Below are 17,577 nucleotides of genomic sequence, written 5' to 3'. Positions count from 1 at the left end.
CACTCCGTCAGAAACGGGTGGAAGGCGGGCCGAAACGGCCGCCGGAAAAAAGTCGACGGCGCTGGCGCGGATGCTGGCGCCGACATTGCACAAGGGTCCCCGGTATGAAGAATCTGACACTCCGCGAGCGCATCATCGCCAGTTTCCTGGTGATCCTGGCCATCATGGCGCTGATGGTCGTGGTCGATTACCAGCGGCTGTTGCAGGTCGAAGCCGAGGCCAAGTCGATCAATACCGACGCGGTGCCCGGCATCTACTACAGCACCTCGATACGGGCGTCGTGGTTTGCCGGCTTCGTGGCGGTGCAGGACGCCTTCAACAGTGATACCGAACAGGAGCGCCAGGCCGGCCTGGCGGCGCTGCCCAAGAACGACCAGCACCTGAAGGACGACATCGAGCAATACCGCCGCACCGTGGTTCGCGGCGAGGACCAGCGCATGTTCGCCGATTTCGAGAAGGCGCTGCAGACGTACATGCGCATCCGCGCGGAAATCCTGGAGCCGGCCATGCTGGCCGATCCGGCGCGGGCCCAGGCCAAGATCAAGAGCGACCTGCGCCCCGCGTTCTACGCCGGCCGCGATGTGCTGGCCACGATGGTGGCGGCCAACAAGGAGCAGGCCGACGAGTCGGCGATCGGCATCCAGAAGGCGGTCGACAAGGCCGAAGTCGGCATGCTGGTGTCGTTGGGGCTGGCCATCGTGGCCGCCATCATCTGCGGCGTGTTGCTGCTGCGCGCCATCGTCAACCCCATGAGCGCCATCGTCAAGACGCTCGAGGCGACCGGCGGCGGCGATCTGACACGCCGCCTGACGCTGGCCCGCAAGGACGAGTTCAATGCCATCGAGAGCGGCTTCAATGGCATGGTGGACGAGCTGACCGGCCTGGTCGGCAAGACCCAGCGCTCGGCGGTGCAGGTGGCCACGTCGGTGACCGAAATCGCGGCCACGTCCAAGCAGCAGCAGGCCACCGCATCGGAAGTGGCGGCCACCACCACCGAGATCGGCGCGACCTCGCGCGAGATTTCCGCGACCTCGCGCGAACTGGTCCGCACCATGACTGAGGTCTCCAGCGCGGCGGAGCAGACGGCATCGCTGGCCGGCAGCGGCCAGGTGGGCCTGGCGCGCATGGAAGACACCATGCGCAACGTGGTCGGGGCGGCGGGCTCGGTCAACGCCAAGCTGGCCATCCTGAACGAGAAAGCGGGCAATATCACGCAAGTGGTCACCACCATCACCAAGGTGGCCGACCAGACCAACCTGCTGTCGCTGAACGCGGCCATCGAAGCCGAGAAGGCCGGCGAGTACGGCCGCGGCTTTGTCGTGGTGGCCACCGAGATCCGCCGGCTGGCGGACCAGACCGCCGTGGCCACCTACGACATCGAGCAGATGGTGCGCGAGATCCAGTCGTCGGTGTCGGCCGGCGTCATGGGCATGGACAAGTTCTCGGAAGAGGTGCGCCGCGGCATGGCCGACATGCAGCAGGTCGGCGACCAGTTGTCGCAGATCATCCAGCAGGTGCAGACGCTGGCGCCGCGCGTGCAGATGGTCAACGAAGGCATGCAGGCGCAGGCCACCGGCGCCGAGCAGATCAACCAGGCATTGCAGCAACTGAGCGATGCGGCCCAGCAGACGGTGGAATCGCTGCGCCAGTCGAGCCTGGCGATCGAGGAACTGACGCTGGTGGCCAACGACCTGCGCAGCGGCGTGTCGCGCTTCAAGGTGTGATTCCATGCCCGACCTCGCCCCGATCCCGTCCGCGGGGGCCGGCGCCGGCCGCCGGCTGTACCTGCTGTTCCGCATCGGCGCCGACCGCTATGCGCTGGACGCGGCCGACGTGGTCGAGGTGCTGGGCATGCGCCCGTTCAAGCAGGTGCCGGGCACGCCGGCCTGGGTGGCGGGCATGTTCGATTGCCACGGCGCGGCGGTGCCGGCCATCGATCTGAGCGCGCTGGCCGGAGCGGGCGCGGCGGCCAAGGTGACCAGCACGCGGCTGGCGCTGGTGCGCTATCGGCCCGCCGGCGAGCGCGACGCGCGCCTGCTGGGGCTGATCCTGGAGCGCGCCACGGAAACGGTCCACTATGACCCCGCCGCCTTTCAGCCGGTGGGCCTGGATATGCCGCAGGCCCGTTACCTGGGCCCGGTGCTGAGCGACGGCCATGGCATGGTGCAGGCGCTGCGGGTCGTCGACCTGTTGCCGGAGCCGGTGCGGGCGATGCTGTTCCCGGCCGGGGGAGCGCAGCCATGATGCTGGTGGACGACTTCAGCGCGGTGCTCAAGCGCAAGATGGGGCTGGACAGCGGTTCCATCGGCGCGGCCGCGGTCGAGCGCGCGGTGCGTCATCGGATGCAGTCGGTGGGCAGCGACGACGAGCACGACTACCTGATGCGCCTGCAGACTTCGCCGGCCGAAATGCAGCAGCTGATCGAAGCGGTGATCGTGCCGGAGACATGGTTCTTCCGGTATCCGGAATCCCAGGCGGCGATGGCGGCGCTGGCGCGCGAGCGCCTCTTCGCGCCGGGCGCCGAGGCGCGCCAGTTGCGCGTGCTGAGCGTTCCCTGTTCCAGTGGCGAAGAACCGTACTCCATCGCCATGGCGTTGCTGGACGCGGGCGTGCCGGCGGAGCGCTTCCAGGTGGACGCCGTGGACATCAGCGAACGCATGGTGGCGTTTGCCCGACGCGCCTGCTACGGCCGCAATTCATTCCGCGGCGAATCGCTGTCGTACCGTGACCGCTATTTCACCGAAACCGCCGATGGCCATCAACTGACGGAGCATGTCACGGCGCGCGTGCGCTTGCTGGCCGGCAACCTGTTCGACCCGGCCCTGCTGCCGAACGCGGCGCCGTACGATTTCGTGTTCTGCCGCAATCTGTTGATCTATTTCGACGCGCCCACGCAGGAGCGCGCGGTGACGGTGCTCAGGCGTTTTGCCCGCCACGACGGCATCCTGTTCGTGGGGCCGGCCGAGACCAGCCTGATGACCGGCCGGCGCCTGCCGGCCGTGCCGCTGGCGCGGGCGTTCGCCTTTCGCGCCGAGCCCGCGCCGCCGACCGAGGCCGCGCCGGCCCGGACGGCGGGCGCGGCGAGCGGCCGTGCCACGCCGCCGCCCGTCGTGGCGCCGCGCGCGGCCCGGCCCTGGATGCCGGCCGCGCGTCCACAGCCCTACGCGCCGGCCGCCCCGGCGCGGCCGCATGCGGCATCCCCGGCGCCGCACGGAACGCCCGCGCAAGCGGGCCAGGACACCGCGGCAGCCCTGCGCGAGATCGCGGCGCTGGCCGACCAGGGGCGGGTGCGGGACGCCCTGGCGCAATGCCGCGCCCATCTCGAACGGCATGGCGCCAGCGCCGAGGCTTTGTACCTGCTGGGCCTGCTGCAGGACGCCGACGGCGACACGCGCGCGGCCCAGGCTGCCTACCGCAAGGCGCTGTACCTGGACCCCGCGCACCGGGAGGCGTTGCTGCACCTGGCGGCGCTGATCGCGGCCGAAGGCGACCACGAAGGCGCCCGCCGCTTGCAGGCGCGCGCCGCGCGCCAGGAGGCCCGCCGTGAGTGATTTTCCGGATTCGCTGGATTCGCTGGCCAGACTGGCGGAGGTGGACGACTGCTGGAACCGCATCGGCATCCGCGGCGACAAGCGCTGCGAGCGCCTGGCCGGCTACGTGCATTGCCGCAACTGCCCGGTGTACGCCGACGCCGCCAAGCGCATCCTCGACCGCCTGCCGCCGCAGGCCGAAGGCGTGGACGACGGCGCCGGCGCGGCCCAGGCCGACCGGGGGCGGCTGTCATCGCTGCTGGTGTTCCGCCTGCAGGGGGAATGGCTGGGCCTGCCGACCAAGGCGCTGGACGAAGTGGCGGGCACACGCCCGATCCTGACCCTGCCGCACCGGCGCGACCCCGCGGTGCTGGGGGTTACCAACATGCGCGGCACGCTGACGGTCTGTGTCTCGCTCGGCCGCCTGCTGGGCCTGGAGGGGGCGGCGGTCGACAGCGGCCGCGAGCGGCCGGCCGCGGCGCGCATGCTGATTTTCGGCGGCGCGGGCCGCGCCGTGGTGTTGCCGGTCGACGAGGTGGAGGGTATTCATGGCGTGGACCTGGAGGCGCTCGAAGCCTTGCCGGCGACCATCGAAGGCGCCAGCCTGAAGTACTCGCGCGGCGTGGTTCGCTGTGGCGCCCGCAGCGTCGGCGTGCTGGACGAGACCCTGTTGATGCAAGCCTTGGAACGGAGCCTGGCGTGAACCCGGACCAGATGCGCGATGCCTCGCTGCTGGAGCTGTTCCAGCTGGAAACCCGCAATCAGGTGCAGGTGCTGAACAACGGCCTGCTGGCGCTCGAGCACGACCCGACCTCGGCGCCGCAGCTGGAAGCCTGCATGCGCGCGGCGCATTCGCTCAAGGGCGCGGCGCGTATCGTCGACCTGTACCCGGCGGTGCGCATCGCGCACGCCATGGAGGACTGCCTGGTGGCCGCGCAGGAAGGCCGGCTGCGCCTGCAGGCCGCCGACATCGATGCGCTGCTGCTGGGCGCGGACCTGCTGCAGCGGGTTGCCACCCCGGGCGTCGAACTGGGCGAAGAGATCGACACGCTGGTGACGCGCCTGTCGAATGCGCCCAATGCGCCGCCGGCCGCGCCGGTGGTCGAGCGGCCGCCCAAGCCTTCGGATTTCCTGCCGCCCATCCACCAGCCCGGTGATCCGCCGCCCGCGCCGCCGCCGGCGCGCCGCAGTTCGGACCAGACGCTGGGCGAGGGTGAGCGGGTGCTGCGGGTCACGGCCGATACGCTCAACAAACTGCTCGGCCTGTCCAGCGAAACCCTGGTCGAATCGCACTGGATCGCGCCGTTCAGCGCCTCCATGCTGCGGCTGCGGCGGCTGCAATCCGGCGCCGGCCAGGCGCTGGACAGCCTGCGCGCCTCGCTGGCCGGCGTGCACATCGACGCCCGCAGCCAGGCGGCGCTGGATGACGCCCAGCGCATCGTCGAGGCCTGCCAGCAGGAACTGGCGCAGCGCGCCAGCGAGGTCGATGAATTCGGCTGGCGCATGGGCCACCTGGCGCAGCGCCTGTACGACACCGCGCTGGCCTGCCGCATGCGGCCGTTCGGCGACGGCCTGGGCGGCATGGCGCGCATGGTGCGCGACCTGGGACGCTCGCTGGGCAAGCAGGTGCGGCTGGAGGTCGAGGGCGATTCGACCCAGGTCGACCGCGACATCCTGGACAAACTCGACGCCCCGTTGATGCACCTGCTGCGCAACGCGGTCGACCACGGTATCGAGATGCCGATGGATCGCCTGGAGGCCGGCAAGCCGGCCGAAGGGCTGATACGGCTGTCGGCGCGTCACGCCGCCGGCATGCTGCTGATTGAACTGAGCGATGACGGCGCCGGCATTTCGCTCGATCGCCTGCGGGTCGAAGTGGTGCAGCGCAAGCTGACCAATGCCGAGACCGCGGCCCGCCTGAGCGAGGCCGAGCTGCTGGAATTCCTGTTCCTGTCCGGCTTCAGCACGCGCGGCGAGGTCACCGAGATCTCGGGCCGCGGTGTCGGGCTGGACGTGGTGCAGACCATGGTGCGGCAACTGCGCGGCGCCGTGCGCATCCACCAGCAGACCGGCCAGGGCACGCGCTTCGTGCTGGAGATGCCGCTGTCGCTGTCGGTGGTGCGCAGCCTGCTGGTCGAAGTGCAGGGCGAGATCTACGCATTTCCGCTGGCCTACGTCAGCCACGCGCTGCAGGTGCGGGCGCAGGACATCGAGCAGCTCGAAGGGCACCAGCATTTCCGCTTCATGGACCGCCAGATCGGCCTGGTGTCGGCGCGCCAGATCCTGCGCTCCGGCGCGCCGGCGCCGGCCGCTGAAACCCTGCCGGTGGTGGTCGTCGGCGACCACGACAGGCTCTACGGCATCGCCGTCGACCGCTACGTCGGCGAGCGCACCCTGGTGGTGCAGCCGCTGGATCCTCGCCTGGGCAAGGTGCAGGACGTGATGGCCGGCTCGCTGATGGACGATGGCACGCCGCTGCTGATCCTGGATGTCGAGGATATGCTGCTGTCGGTGCAGAAGCTGGTCGAGGGCGGCCGCCTGGCGCGGGTGGATGGCGGCGGTCCGGTGGCGCAGGCGCGCCGGCGCAAGCGCGTGCTGGTGGTGGACGATTCCCTGACGGTGCGCGAGCTGGAACGCAAGTTGCTGCTGAACCGCGGTTTCGATGTGGCGGTGGCGGTGGACGGCATGGACGGCTGGAACATGCTGCGCAACGAGGCCTTCGACCTGGTGGTGACCGACGTGGACATGCCGCGCATGGACGGCATCGAACTGGTGTCGCGCATCAAGGCCGATCCCAAGTTGCAAAGCCTGCCGGTAATGGTAGTGTCCTACAAGGATCGAGAAGAGGATCGGCGGCGCGGGCTGGACGCGGGCGCCGACTATTACCTGGCCAAGGGCAGTTTCCACGACGACGCCTTGCTGGACGCCGTGGAAGACCTGATCGGAAAGGCGCGGACGTGAGAGTCGGAATCGTCAACGATATGCAGATGGCGGTGGAAACCCTCAGGCGCGTGATCGCGCTGGAACCAGGGCTGGAGGTCGCCTGGGTCGCGTCCAACGGCCTGGAGGCGGTGCAGCAATGCGCGCAGGACCGGCCCGACGTGGTGCTGATGGACCTCGTCATGCCCGTCATGGACGGCGTCGAGGCCACCCGCCGCATCATGGCCGAAACGCCTTGCGCCATCGTGGTGGTCACGGTGGACGTGGCACGCCATACCGCGCGCGTGTTCGACGCCATGGGCTACGGCGCGCTGGACGCCGCCGACACGCCGGTGGTGGGCGGCGCCGACCTGCGCAGCGCGGCCGCGCCGCTGCTGCGCAAGATCCGCAATATCGGCTGGCTGATCGGACGCTATGGCAATAACCGCACCGCGCTCACGCCGGTGGTCCGCGACGCGGCGCAAGCGGGGCCGTCGCAGGGCCTGCTGGTGATTGGCGCCTCCGCCGGCGGTCCGGCGACCCTGGCACAGTTGTTACGCGATATTCCGGTCACGTTCCCGGCCGGCATCGTGCTGGTGCAGCATGTGGACGCCTCGTTCGCCGCCGGCATGGCCGACTGGCTCAACGATCAGGTCGAATTGCCCGTGCGGCTGGTGCGCGAAGGCGAGCGGCCGACGCCAGGGCAGGTGCTGCTGGCCGGCACCGACGACCATCTGCACCTGGTGGCCGATGGTACGCTGCGTTACACCGAGAATCCGAAGGAAAGCCTGTACCGTCCCTCCATCGATGTATTTTTCCATAGCGTCGCGCAGCACTGGCGCGGGCTGGCCGTCGGCGTGCTGCTGACCGGCATGGGACAGGACGGCGCCCGTGGCCTGAAGGCGCTGCGCGACCGCGGCTGCCTGACCATCGCCCAGGACCAGGCCACCAGCGCGGTCTATGGCATGCCCAAGGCGGCCGCCGCGATACAGGCCGCGGTCGAAATCCGGCCGCTGGACAGGATCGCACCCCGCTTGATCCAGGCTTTTGCCTGAGGCGGCGGACATTGCTAGCAATCAAGGAAAGACACTATGCACCCTCCCATTGACAGCCCGGCTTCGGCCGACCTGAACTCGCACGCGGCCATGGTGCTGCTGGTCGATGATCAGGTCATGGTCGGCGAGGCGATCCGCAGGGCCCTGGCCACGGAGGGCAATATCGACTTCCATTACTGCTCCGATCCGTACAAGGCGCTGACGGTGGCGGTGCAGACCCGGCCCACCGTGATCCTGCAGGACCTGGTGCTGCCCGGGGTGGACGGCCTGAGCCTGGTGCAGGAATACCGCAGCCATCCGGTCACGCGCGATATTCCCATCATCGTCCTGTCGACCAAGGAAGACCCCGCCATCAAGAGCGCCGCCTTCGCGGCCGGCGCCAACGACTACCTGGTGAAGCTGCCCGATTCGATCGAGCTGGTGGCGCGCATCCGCTACCATTCGCGCTCGTACCTGGCGCTGGTGCAGCGCGACGAGGCCTACCAGGCGCTGCGCCAGAGCCAGCAGCAATTGCTGGAAAGCAATATGGAACTGCGCCGCCTGACCAATTCCGATGGCCTGACCGGGCTGGGCAATCGCCGCTATTTCGACGAATACCTCAACGCCGAATGGCTGCGCGCGCGCCGCGACGGCCGCGAAATCAGCATGCTGATGATCGACGTGGACCATTTCAAGTCCTACAACGATACCTACGGCCATATCGCCGGCGACGAGGCGCTCAAGCGCGTGGCCAACACCATCTTCGCCAGCTGCGACCGTTCCACCGACCTGGCCGCGCGCTTTGGCGGCGAGGAATTCGCGCTGGTGCTGCCGGGCACGCCGGCAGGTAGCGCGCGCCTGGCCGCCGAGAAACTGCGGCGCGCGGTCGAGGCCATGCAGATTCCGCAGAAGGACAACGGCGGCGGCCCCTGGCTGACGGTCAGTATCGGCACCGCCACCGCCGTGCCCGTGGTCGACCAGCCCTGCACGGATCTGATCCAGATCGCCGATCGCGGTCTTTACCAGGCCAAGCGCCAGGGCCGCAACCGCGTGGTGCAGGGGCCGCTGCCGTCGGCCGGGGACACGCCGGATCCGGTCTGATGCGATGCCGGCGGGCGCCGGCCGCCGGACCCGCGCGATCGCTCAGGCGCGCCCGCCGCGCCGCAGCGACGTCGCCGCCAGCATCAGCGCCAGGCTGACGCCGACCGCCATCGCGGCCATCGCCATGCCTTCGCCCACCGAGCCCTGCTCGAACTGGCGCCACACGAACACCGACACCGTCTGCACGCCGGCGGGCGCCAGCAGCAACGACGTGACCAGTTCGCGCGAGGCCACGGCGAACACCATCAGCATGGCCGCCGCCAGGCCCGGCAGCACCAGCGGCAGCACGATGCGGCGCAGCGCCGTTGCCGCGCTGGCGCCATGCACCCGCGCCGCGGCTTCCAGGTTCGCGCCCAGCTGCGCCAGCGCGGCGCTGACGTAGCGCACCGGATACGGCAGCAGCAGGCAGGTGTAGGACAGCAGCAGGATGCCCCAGCCGCCGTACGGCGAAGCCGGCCAGAACGGCTGGTTCCAGGCCAGGATCAGGCCCACCCCCACCACCACGCCGGGTAGCGCCGCGGGCAGCAGCGCCAGCGCGTCGATGACGGCCGCGCCCGGCACGTGGCGGCCGGCCACGCACCAGGCCGCCAGCAGGCCCGCCGCGCCCGCCGCCAGCGCGGTGCCGGTGGCCAGCAGCAGGCTGGTCGACAGCGCCTGCCAGGCCTCGCCGCGGGCCCGGAACAGCGCGGCGAAATTGGCCAGTGTCAGGTTGTCCGGCGCCAGGCCGGCCGAGACGTGGCGCGTCAGGGCCGCGGCCAGCATCGATGCCAGCGGCGCCGCCACCGCAATCAGCGCCACCGCCGCGAACAGGCCCAGCACCGGCCAGCGCCAGGCGCCGAGCCGGCCGCGCGCCAGCGGCGCGGGCTTGCCGGTGGTGGTCTCGAAGCCGCGTCCGGCGACCAGCGCGCGCTGCACCGCGTAGGCCGTCAGCGCCAGCGCCACCAGCACCAGCGACAGCAGCGCGGCGCCCGGCAGGTCGATGGGCCAGTCCGCCAGGCGCCGCTCGATGGCGGTGGTCATGACGGCCACGCCGGCCTGCGCGCCCAGCGCGGCGGGCACGCCGTATTCCTCGATCGCCAGCGTGAAGGCCAGCAGCAGGCTGGCGCCGATGGCCGGCAGGGCCAGCGGCAGGGTCACGCGCAGGAAGGCGCGCCAGGGGCCGGCGCCGAACACCCGCGCCACCTCGGCCAGCCGCGCGCCGCTGGCCGCCATGCTGCGCGAGACGGCGAAGTACACCACCGGGAAGATCGCCAGGCCCATCGCCAGCGTCACGCCAGCGGGCGAGAACAGCAACGGCCCAAGGTTGAAGCCGGCCAGTTGTTCCAGGTAGCCGCGCGGCTGCAGCGCCATGGTCCACGACAGCGCCGCGATGTAGGGCGGCAGCAGGAACGGCACCAGGAACAACAGGTCCCACAGCCGCGCCAGCGGCACCTGGAACAGGCCGCGCAGGGCGCCCAGCGGAATGCCGATGAGCGCGCTGACGGCGGCCACGCCCAGCCCCAGCTTGAGCGTGCCGCCCAGCAGTGTCAGCGCGGCCGGCGTGGCCAGCGTGGCGGCCCAGGCGCCGAAGGGATCGCGCAGCGAACCTTCGGCCAGATGCGGGAAGACGGCCTGCAACGCGACGAAGGCCATCGGCAGGGCGACGAGCACGCCCAGGGCGGCCACGGTGATGGCCGCCAGGATGAAAACACTTTTCATGGTCGGAGTGGGGATGCCGGGCGGGCCGGCATCCCGGCCTGTCAGTGTTGGCCGAACAGGCGCGCGAAACGCGCCAGCACCTCGGCGCGCGAGGCGCCGGGCGCGGTCTCGGGCAGCAGCGCCAGGTCCTTGAACAGCGGCCGCTTGCCGGCCACGTCCTGGCGCGCCGGCATCAGCCAGGCGTCGGCGACGGCGCGCTGGCCGTCCTCGGACAGCACATAGTCGATGAACTGGCGCGCCTGGTCGGGCGCCTTGGTGGTCTTCAGGATCATCATCGGGCGCGGCGCGATGGCGGTGCCGCTGGACGGAAAGATCACCTTGATCGATTCGCCTTTCTCGACGCTGGCGTACGACACGTAGTCGACGGCGCCGAACACCGCCGCCTTGGCGCCCTGCAGCACCGGCGTCAGCGCCTGGGCGTTGGGGCCGGAGATGGTCATGCCGTTGTCGCGCAGCGTCTCGAACAGCTTCCAGGCCGATTCGCCCTGGGCGCTCTGCAGGCCCAGCAGCAGGTCGAGCGAGGCGCCCGACAGGGCCGGGTCGGGGGTGGTGACCTTCTGCTTGAACTGCGGGCCGGTCAGGTCGGACCAGTCGCGCGGTTCGGGCGTGCCGCTGCGCGAATTCCAGACGATGCCCAGCGCCGAGATGCCCTGCGCCACGTAGGTCGGGGCCTTGAAGCGCGCCGGCACCTGGGCCGCGTTGGGGCTGTCATAGGCCAGCAGCCAGCCGCGCTGGTCCAGGTCCTGCGCGGTGTCCCAGGAGGCCGAGATCAGCACGTCGGCGCGCGGGTTGGCGGACTCGGCCTCGAGCCGGGCCATGACCTTGCCGGTGGTGGCCTGGAACACGTCGACCTTGATGCCGGTCTTCTCCTGGAAGCCGGCGGCCAGTTGCTTGATGAGGCCGCCTGGGCCCGCGGTGTAAACGGTCAGCGCCTTGGCCTGGCCGGCGGCCAATCCGAACGAAAGCGTCATAAAGAACGTGGCAAGTAGTTTGGAAAGGGGTGCGTGGGGCATTTTAGGCAGAGTCCTGGGGTTTGGACACGGCGAGGTCGGCGATGCGGCCGTGTTCCATGCGGGCGATGGTGTGCGCCAGGGCATGGGCTTCCTCGTGGTCGTGGGTGACGTAGACGGCGGTGGTGCCGAGCCGGCGCAGCAGGGCGCCGATCTCGACGCAGAGCGATTCGCGCAGGGCCCGGTCCAGGTTGGACAGCGGTTCGTCGAACAGCAGCACACGCGGCCGCGCCACGATGGCGCGGGCCAGCGCGACGCGCTGCTGCTGGCCGCCCGATAGTTCCGACGGGCGGCGCGCGGCGTGCTCGTCCAGGCCCACCAGGGCCAGGGCTTGTTGTACGCGGGCCGGCCGCTCGCGCCGGGCGACGCCGCGCATTTCCAGCGGAAAGGCGACGTTGCCGGCCACGCTCATGTGCGGCCACAGCGCGTAGTCCTGGAACACCATGCCGAGGTCGCGGCGTTCGGGCGGTTCATGGCGCTGCGCGTCGCAGACGACGGCATCGCCGAAGGCGATGCTGCCGCCCTGCGGCCGCAGCAGGCCGGCCAGCGACTTGAGCAGGGTGCTCTTGCCGCAGCCCGACGGGCCCAGCAGCGCCAGGACGGCGCCCGCGGGCACGTCCAGGTCGACGCCGTCCAGCACGGTGTGGCCGTTGAAGGCGTGGCGCAGGCCGCGCACGGCGATCGCCGTGCCGCCCGCGGAGGATTCGAGCGCGTTCAAAACCGGTGCCGCAGGCCGAGGTTCAGGCCGAACTGGTTCTTGCCCGGCTCGACGTTGGCGCCGTACTTGCCGCCGACCACGCTCTGCGCCGACTTGTCGTCGTTGACCGCGTAGGCCGCGACGGAGTAGACGGTGGTGCGCTTGGACAGGTCGTATTCGTTGCCCAGGACGAACATGGTGGACTTCTGGCCGGTGCCGGCGGCCTGCGCGGCCGGGCAGACGGCATTGTTCATGTCGTCGCAGACCGAGTCGTTCAGGTGGTACACGGCCAACGACAGGCGGTTGTTCTGCACCGGCAGGTAGGTCACGCCCAGCCAGGTCAGGTTGTTCTTGTAGGTGCGCTGCGTCAGCTTCTGTTCCAGCCAGCGGTAGCCGGCGTAGACCTTCACGCCCTCGAAGTCATACGACAGCCCGGCGACGATGCGGTCTTCGCGGTTGTCGCTGTTGGCGCCCTTGGCCGGCTTGTCGGCATGCTTGGAGTGGTACAGCAGGCCGGCGTCCAGGCCGCCCGACTGGTAGCGCACGCCGCCGCCGAGCATGCGGCCCAGCGTCTTGTCGTCGAACGACTGCTCGTTGTTCCAGCCGAAGCTGTAGTAGCCGCCGACGGACACGGGGCCGAACTTGCCGACGTACATCACCGCGTTGTCGGTGCGGTCCGAGAAGGCCGCGTCGGGGCGCTTGATCGAGAAATTGGCGTTGTCGAACGGGTTGTACTTGCTCATCCAGTCGATCATGAGCGTGTTGTGGCGGCCCAGCGTCAGGCGGCCCAGGCTCTTGCTCGACAGCCCGACGTAGGCCTGGCGGCCGAACAGGCGGCCGCCCTGCATGGTGGTGCCGTTGCCGGAGTCGAAGCCGTTTTCCAGCACGAACACGGTCGACAGGCCGTCGCCCAGGTCTTCGGTGCCGCGCAGGCCCCAGCGCGAGCCGCTCAGGTTGCCCGTGCTCATGCCCGTCTTGCTGTTGCCGCTGGGTCCGTTGCTGAGGTATTGCAGGCCGGTGTCGACCAGGCCGTAGAGCTGGACCGAGCTGGAAGTGGCCGTCGCCGCGAGGGCGGGGGAGAAGCTGAAGACGGACAGGCAGGCGCCAGCCGCCGCGATGCGGAGAGTCGATTTCATGACAGGAAGTCCTCTTTGGGATTCAATCGGAATCGACACTCTAGGCACGGGTCGCTACAGCTTCGTGACACTCCCTGGCATTTGGCGGGCAGGCGCCGGGCCGCGCTGGAACGGTCCGGGCGCCGGTCATTGCGGGTTCAAAGATGCAGCTTGGTCGACGACTTCACTTCGTGCATCGACAGCGTGCTGAGCAGTTCCTTGACGCCGGGCAGGGTGCGCAGCCGGTTGCGCACGAATTCGGAATAGGCGTCGAAGTCGCGCGCCACGATGTGCAGCAGGTAGTCGTGCTGGCCCGTGGTGTTGTGGCAGGCCAGCACTTCGGGCATGGCGGCCACCGCCGCCTCGAACGCGCGGCAGGTTTTTTCGGTGTGGTTTTCCAGCGAGATGCTGACGAACGCCACCACCCCCATGCCGAGCGCGCGGCGGTCCAGGATGGCCTGGTAGCCGCGGATGACGCCCGAGGTCTCCAGGCGCTTGAGGCGCTTCCAGCAGGGCGAGGCCGACAGCGACACGCGCTCGGCCAGTTCGGCGTTGGAGAGCCGGCCATCTTCTTGAAGGATTTTCATGATTTTCCAATCGATCGCGTCAAGTTGATGTAACAAGGCAGTCTCTTTCATGGTTTCGAAGGTATGGGAAACGATATTTCCCATTATCCGATCCAAAGAGTAGAAATGGAAAGAATATTGTGGCCGGACGCGCCCATACTCGCTGCATCCCCCGGCCGGCGGCGCTATCGTGTCCGAATCCGTGATATCGCCGTCAGGTAGGCCGCACTTCCCCCATTGAGAGGCACGCCATGAGTTACTCCAGCTATCACAAGAAAGACATCTCCGGCCGTCCGCTGCACGCCGAGACGCAGATGATGTCGTACGGCTTCGATCCCTTCCTGTCCGAAGGCGCGGTCAAGCCGCCGGTATTCCTCACGTCCACCTTCGCCTTCCGCTCGGCCGAGGACGGCGCCGAGTTCTTCGACCTGGTGTCGGGCCGCAAGCCGCTGCCGCAGGGCGAGTCGGCCGGGCTGGTGTACAGCCGCTTCAACCATCCCAACCTGGAGATCGTCGAGGACCGCCTGTCGCTGCTGGATGGCTCGGAGGACGCGGCGGTGACCTCCAGCGGCATGTCGGCCATCAGCGCGGTGTTCCTGGCGTTCCTGCGCCCGGGCGACCAGCTGGTGCAGTCGGTGCCGCTGTACGGCGGCACCGAGACCCTGATCGCCAAGATCTTCCCGGAATGGGGCATCGGCTCGCACCCGATCCACGACGGCCTGTCGGCGCAGAGCATGCGCGATGCGCTGGAAGCGGCCGCCGCCAAGGGGCCGGTGAAGCTGTTCTACGTGGAAACGCCGGCCAATCCCACCAATGCGCTGATCGACTTCCAGGCCATGAAGGCCGAGCTGGACGCGTTTGCCGCGCGCCACGGCTATCGCCCGATCTCGGTGTGCGACAACACGCTGCTGGGCCCGATCTTCCAGAAGCCGGCCGAGCATGGCGTGGACCTGTGCGTGTATTCGCTGACCAAATACGTGGGCGGCCACAGCGACCTGGTGGCCGGCGCGGTCACCGGCTCGAAAGACCTGATCAAGAAGGTGCGCGCCATCCGCAGCGCCTTCGGCTCGCAGCTCGATCCGCATTCGTGCTGGATGATCACGCGCTCGATGGAGACCGTGGTGCTGCGCATGAAGCAGGCCGCCCGCAGCGCCACCCGCGTGGCGCAATGGCTGGCGGGCAATCCGCACGAGAAAGTGCGCATCTACCATCCCGAGACCATTGCCGACGAGGCCTACCAGGCGGTCTACAAGCGCCAGTGCACGGGGCCGGGCTCGACCTTCGCATTCGTGCTGGACGGCGGCCGCGCCAAGGCGTTCCGCTTCATCAACGCGCTGCGCCTGTTCAAGTCGGCGGTGAGCCTGGGCGGCACCGAATCGCTGGTCTGCCACCCGGCCTCGACCACGCATTCCGGCGTGCCGGCGGCCGAACGCGACGCGGCCGGCGTGTCCGAAGGCCTGATCCGCATTTCCATCGGCCTGGAGCACGAGGAAGACCTGATCGCCGACATGGACCAGGCCATGCGCAGCGTGCTCTGAGCGACGGGCGCAATGCCGGTTTGGCGGCCTGCGCTACGCCGCGGACGGTGTCGCGCAGGCCGCGGCAGCGCGGTCCGCGAGGGCGGCGCGCACCGCTTCCGGCGTGAAGGGCGCCTGGTGGAAGCGGCGTCCGGTGGCGTCGAACAGCGCATTGGCGATGGCCGCCGGCCCGGGAATCGACGCGGACTCGCCGGCGCCCATGGGCGCTTCGTCCTGGCGCGGCATCAGCAGCACGTCGATGGGCGGCAGGTCCTTGAAACCGATGATGGGATAGCCGCCCCATTCGCGGCTGGCCACGCCGGCCGCATCGAACCGCACGCGTTCCAGCAGGCAGCGGCTGAGGGTCTGGTTGACGTTGCCGTGGATCTGGTGGCGCACGCCGTCGGGGTTGACGACCATGCCGGTGTCCTGGCCGACCACCACCCGCGTGATGGCGATGCGCCCGCTGGCCGGGTCCACGCCCAGGTCGATGACCCACGCCGCCCAGGCGGCGCCAAAGCCCGGGAACTTGCTGTGCACATAGCGCGCGTAGGCCACGCCGCGTCCGCGCAGGATACCGTCGGCGCCCGGCGTGCCGCGGCTGCCGGGCGGCCGCTCGTGCCAGCCGGCGCGCGCCGCGGTCGCCTCCAGCAGCGCGGTGGCGTGCGCATCGTCCAGGTGCGCGAGCCGGAACGCAACCGGGTCGGCGCCGGCCGCCTCGGCCAGTTCATCCACCATGCAGTCGTGCGCGAACGAGCTGGGCAGGGCCGAGACCCCGCGCAGCCACGAGGCGCGCACCAGCGGCGCGGTGTCGTGGCAGACGATGCGGCGGCTGGGATAGCGGTACGGCGGCACCGAGGTGCGGTCGCCCATTTCCAGCACGCGCGGCTCGCCGGACACGCCGCCGGTCAGCAGCAGCGCCAGCAGCGGCGCGTCGTTGGACGGATAGCGCACCTGGAAGTCGTACGCCAGCAGCCTGCCCTCGGTGTCCAGCGCCGCGCCCACGTCCATCAGCTGGCCCGTGCCCTTGGGCTCCCACTGGTGTTCCTGGTCGCGCATCAGTTGCACCCGCACCGGCGCGCCGACGGCGGCCGACAGCAGCGCGGCGTCGGCGCAGACGTCGTCGGCGCAGTTGCGGCCATAACAGCCGGCGGCTTCCATGCGGATGATGTCGATGCGGTCCTCGCCCAGCTTGAGCAGGCGGTCCAGGTCTGCGCGCAGCATGTGCGGATTCTGGGTGCCGGCCCAGACCGTGAGGCGGCCATCGCGATGATCCGCCACCGCGCACGAAGGCCCGATCGACGCGTGCATCTGGTAGGGCCAGACGTAGGTGCGGCGCAGGTGCACCGCTGCGCCGGCACAGGTGGCGTCGACGTCGCCTTCCTCCAGCAGCAGGCGGCGGCGCGCCGGGTTGGCGCGGATGGCGCTGGCCAGATCGTCGAGCGCCGGCGCCGGCGGCACCGGCTTCCAGCGGACCTTGAGCGCGCGCATGGCGGCTTCGGCCTGCTCCTCGCGGTCCGCCACCACGCCGATGAAATCGCCTTGCACCACGACCTGGACGCGCCCGGGCAGGTGCGCGACCGAACCGGTGTCGACATCGAGCAGGCAGCGGCCGATGAAGTCGCCGGCATCGCGGCCGGGATGCGGCGGGCGCACCACGCGGCCGTGGCGCATGCCGGGCACGCGCACGTCGTGCACGAAGCTCAGTTCGCCGGTGGCCTTGGCGGGAATGTCGACGCGCGCGACGGCGCTGCCGACCAGGGTGTAGTCGCCCGCCGGCTTGAGCCGCACCTGGGAATCATCGGCGGCCAGTTCCAGCCGGGTGTGCTGGCCCTGGACCAGTTGACCGTAGCGCAGCGCGCGTTCGTCGCGCTCATCGGCGGGGCGCACGATGCCGTCGCGCAAGCGCAGCGTGTCCGCCGCCACGCCCCATTGCCGCGCGGCCCGCGCCAGCAGCTGCTCGCGCGCCTGGGCCGCGGCGCGGCGCAGGGGCGCGGCCGAGATCTGGATGCTGGCGCTGGCGATGGTGGGGCCCTGGTTGGGGGTGGCGTTGGTGTGGCCCAGCACCATTTCGAGCCGCGCCATCGGCACATGCAATTCCTCGGCCACGATCTGCGCCAGCGCGGTGCGGATGCCGGTGCCCAGGTCGACGTGGCCGTTGAAGGCCAGCGCGCGCCAGCCATCAGGCGCGGCATCATCTGCCAGCACCGCCACGAAGATCTCTGGCGTGTCCTGGACGTAATCCGAGACCACGCCCGGCTGCCCGGGCGCCGGGCGCGGCGGGGCGGTCGGCGCGCGCACGACCAGGAGCGCGCCGGGGTGGCTCAGCAGCGCGTCGTGCTGCGCGCGGGGATGGGGCAGGTTCATGGGCGAAGGCGATCCGGGCGGAT

14 protein-coding genes are annotated in these 17,577 nt (G+C 70.0%); 8 read left to right on the top strand and 6 right to left on the bottom strand.

Annotated features, from left to right (window positions below):
• Nucleotides 1–104: 104 nt before the first annotated feature.
• From ACUTAG_RS00675 to ACUTAG_RS00645, 7 genes are read left to right on the top strand one after another with little or no spacing between them, the layout of a single operon-like run.
• Nucleotides 105–1,724 carry a methyl-accepting chemotaxis protein gene (locus ACUTAG_RS00675; RefSeq protein WP_006385136.1) on the top strand — a complete coding sequence of 540 codons (1,620 nt, stop codon included), beginning with the start codon at nt 105–107 and terminating at the stop codon, nt 1,722–1,724.
• Between the two features lie 4 nt (nt 1,725–1,728).
• Complete coding sequence (locus tag ACUTAG_RS00670; protein ID WP_006385137.1) at nt 1,729–2,244, top strand: chemotaxis protein CheW; 516 nt, start codon at nt 1,729–1,731, stop codon at nt 2,242–2,244.
• Complete coding sequence (locus ACUTAG_RS00665) at nt 2,241–3,551, top strand: CheR family methyltransferase (RefSeq protein WP_081005719.1); 1,311 nt, start codon at nt 2,241–2,243, stop codon at nt 3,549–3,551. Before ACUTAG_RS00670 ends, ACUTAG_RS00665 begins: the two co-directional genes overlap by 4 nt.
• On the top strand, nt 3,544–4,233 hold the full coding sequence (locus tag ACUTAG_RS00660; RefSeq protein WP_006385139.1) for a chemotaxis protein CheW: 690 nt from the start codon (nt 3,544–3,546) through the stop codon (nt 4,231–4,233). The genes ACUTAG_RS00665 and ACUTAG_RS00660 overlap by 8 nt, the downstream gene beginning before the upstream one ends.
• Complete coding sequence (locus ACUTAG_RS00655) at nt 4,230–6,491, top strand: hybrid sensor histidine kinase/response regulator (RefSeq protein WP_054500190.1); 2,262 nt, start codon at nt 4,230–4,232, stop codon at nt 6,489–6,491. The genes ACUTAG_RS00660 and ACUTAG_RS00655 overlap by 4 nt, the downstream gene beginning before the upstream one ends.
• Nucleotides 6,488–7,504, top strand: a complete 1,017-nt coding sequence (gene cheB, locus ACUTAG_RS00650; protein ID WP_024069154.1) for a chemotaxis response regulator protein-glutamate methylesterase — start codon at nt 6,488–6,490, stop codon at nt 7,502–7,504. The genes ACUTAG_RS00655 and cheB overlap by 4 nt, the downstream gene beginning before the upstream one ends.
• A gap of 36 nt (nt 7,505–7,540) precedes the next feature.
• Entirely contained in the window at nt 7,541–8,584 is a 1,044-nt protein-coding gene (locus ACUTAG_RS00645; protein ID WP_020928086.1) for a response regulator, read from the top strand.
• A 42-nt stretch (nt 8,585–8,626) separates the two neighbouring features.
• Here the strand turns inward: ACUTAG_RS00645 and ACUTAG_RS00640 are convergent, their stop codons facing one another.
• From ACUTAG_RS00640 to ACUTAG_RS00620, 5 genes are all read right to left on the bottom strand, one after another.
• Nucleotides 8,627–10,282 (bottom strand): ABC transporter permease, encoded by a 1,656-nt coding sequence (locus ACUTAG_RS00640; protein ID WP_148318679.1) that lies wholly within the window; start codon nt 10,280–10,282, stop codon nt 8,627–8,629.
• 41 nt (nt 10,283–10,323) lie between these two features.
• A complete protein-coding gene (locus ACUTAG_RS00635) occupies nt 10,324–11,253 on the bottom strand; it encodes an ABC transporter substrate-binding protein (protein WP_197602761.1) in 930 nt (309 codons plus the stop codon).
• Nucleotides 11,254–11,296: 43 nt separating this feature from the next.
• Entirely contained in the window at nt 11,297–12,010 is a 714-nt protein-coding gene (locus ACUTAG_RS00630; RefSeq protein ID WP_054444553.1) for an ABC transporter ATP-binding protein, read from the bottom strand.
• Nucleotides 12,007–13,125, bottom strand: a complete 1,119-nt coding sequence (locus tag ACUTAG_RS00625; RefSeq protein WP_070541254.1) for a porin — start codon at nt 13,123–13,125, stop codon at nt 12,007–12,009. Before ACUTAG_RS00625 ends, ACUTAG_RS00630 begins: the two co-directional genes overlap by 4 nt.
• A gap of 137 nt (nt 13,126–13,262) precedes the next feature.
• Nucleotides 13,263–13,742 carry an Lrp/AsnC family transcriptional regulator gene (locus ACUTAG_RS00620; RefSeq protein ID WP_026385073.1) on the bottom strand — a complete coding sequence of 160 codons (480 nt, stop codon included), beginning with the start codon at nt 13,740–13,742 and terminating at the stop codon, nt 13,263–13,265.
• A 179-nt stretch (nt 13,743–13,921) separates the two neighbouring features.
• On the opposite strand from ACUTAG_RS00620, the gene ACUTAG_RS00615 reads away from it, so the two are divergent.
• A complete protein-coding gene (locus tag ACUTAG_RS00615; RefSeq protein ID WP_024069149.1) occupies nt 13,922–15,208 on the top strand; it encodes a cystathionine gamma-synthase family protein in 1,287 nt (428 codons plus the stop codon).
• A gap of 33 nt (nt 15,209–15,241) precedes the next feature.
• On the opposite strand, the gene ACUTAG_RS00610 is transcribed toward ACUTAG_RS00615, so the two are convergent.
• Nucleotides 15,242–17,554 (bottom strand): xanthine dehydrogenase family protein molybdopterin-binding subunit, encoded by a 2,313-nt coding sequence (locus ACUTAG_RS00610; protein WP_148318681.1) that lies wholly within the window; start codon nt 17,552–17,554, stop codon nt 15,242–15,244.
• Between the last annotated feature and the right edge of the window lie 23 nt (nt 17,555–17,577).

The sequence above is a fragment of the Achromobacter sp. CSND-B12 genome (assembly GCF_052906545.1).
This window is presented reverse-complemented; position numbering and strand designations above follow the sequence as displayed.

Bases quoted from the DNA above. Each gene is read 5' to 3' on its own strand.
- ACUTAG_RS00675 (WP_006385136.1), top strand. From the start codon at position 105: ATGAAGAATCTGACACTCCGCGAGCGCATCATCGCCAGTTTCCTGGTG.
- ACUTAG_RS00670 (WP_006385137.1), top strand. From the start codon at position 1,729: ATGCCCGACCTCGCCCCGATCCCGTCCGCGGGGGCCGGCGCCGGCCGC.
- ACUTAG_RS00665 (WP_081005719.1), top strand. From the start codon at position 2,241: ATGATGCTGGTGGACGACTTCAGCGCGGTGCTCAAGCGCAAGATGGGG.
- ACUTAG_RS00645 (WP_020928086.1), top strand. From the start codon at position 7,541: ATGCACCCTCCCATTGACAGCCCGGCTTCGGCCGACCTGAACTCGCAC.
- ACUTAG_RS00640 (WP_148318679.1), bottom strand. From the start codon at position 10,282: ATGAAAAGTGTTTTCATCCTGGCGGCCATCACCGTGGCCGCCCTGGGC.
- ACUTAG_RS00635 (WP_197602761.1), bottom strand. From the start codon at position 11,253: ATGACGCTTTCGTTCGGATTGGCCGCCGGCCAGGCCAAGGCGCTGACC.
- ACUTAG_RS00625 (WP_070541254.1), bottom strand. From the start codon at position 13,125: ATGAAATCGACTCTCCGCATCGCGGCGGCTGGCGCCTGCCTGTCCGTC.
- ACUTAG_RS00620 (WP_026385073.1), bottom strand. From the start codon at position 13,742: ATGAAAGAGACTGCCTTGTTACATCAACTTGACGCGATCGATTGGAAA.
- ACUTAG_RS00615 (WP_024069149.1), top strand. From the start codon at position 13,922: ATGAGTTACTCCAGCTATCACAAGAAAGACATCTCCGGCCGTCCGCTG.
- ACUTAG_RS00610 (WP_148318681.1), bottom strand. From the start codon at position 17,554: ATGAACCTGCCCCATCCCCGCGCGCAGCACGACGCGCTGCTGAGCCAC.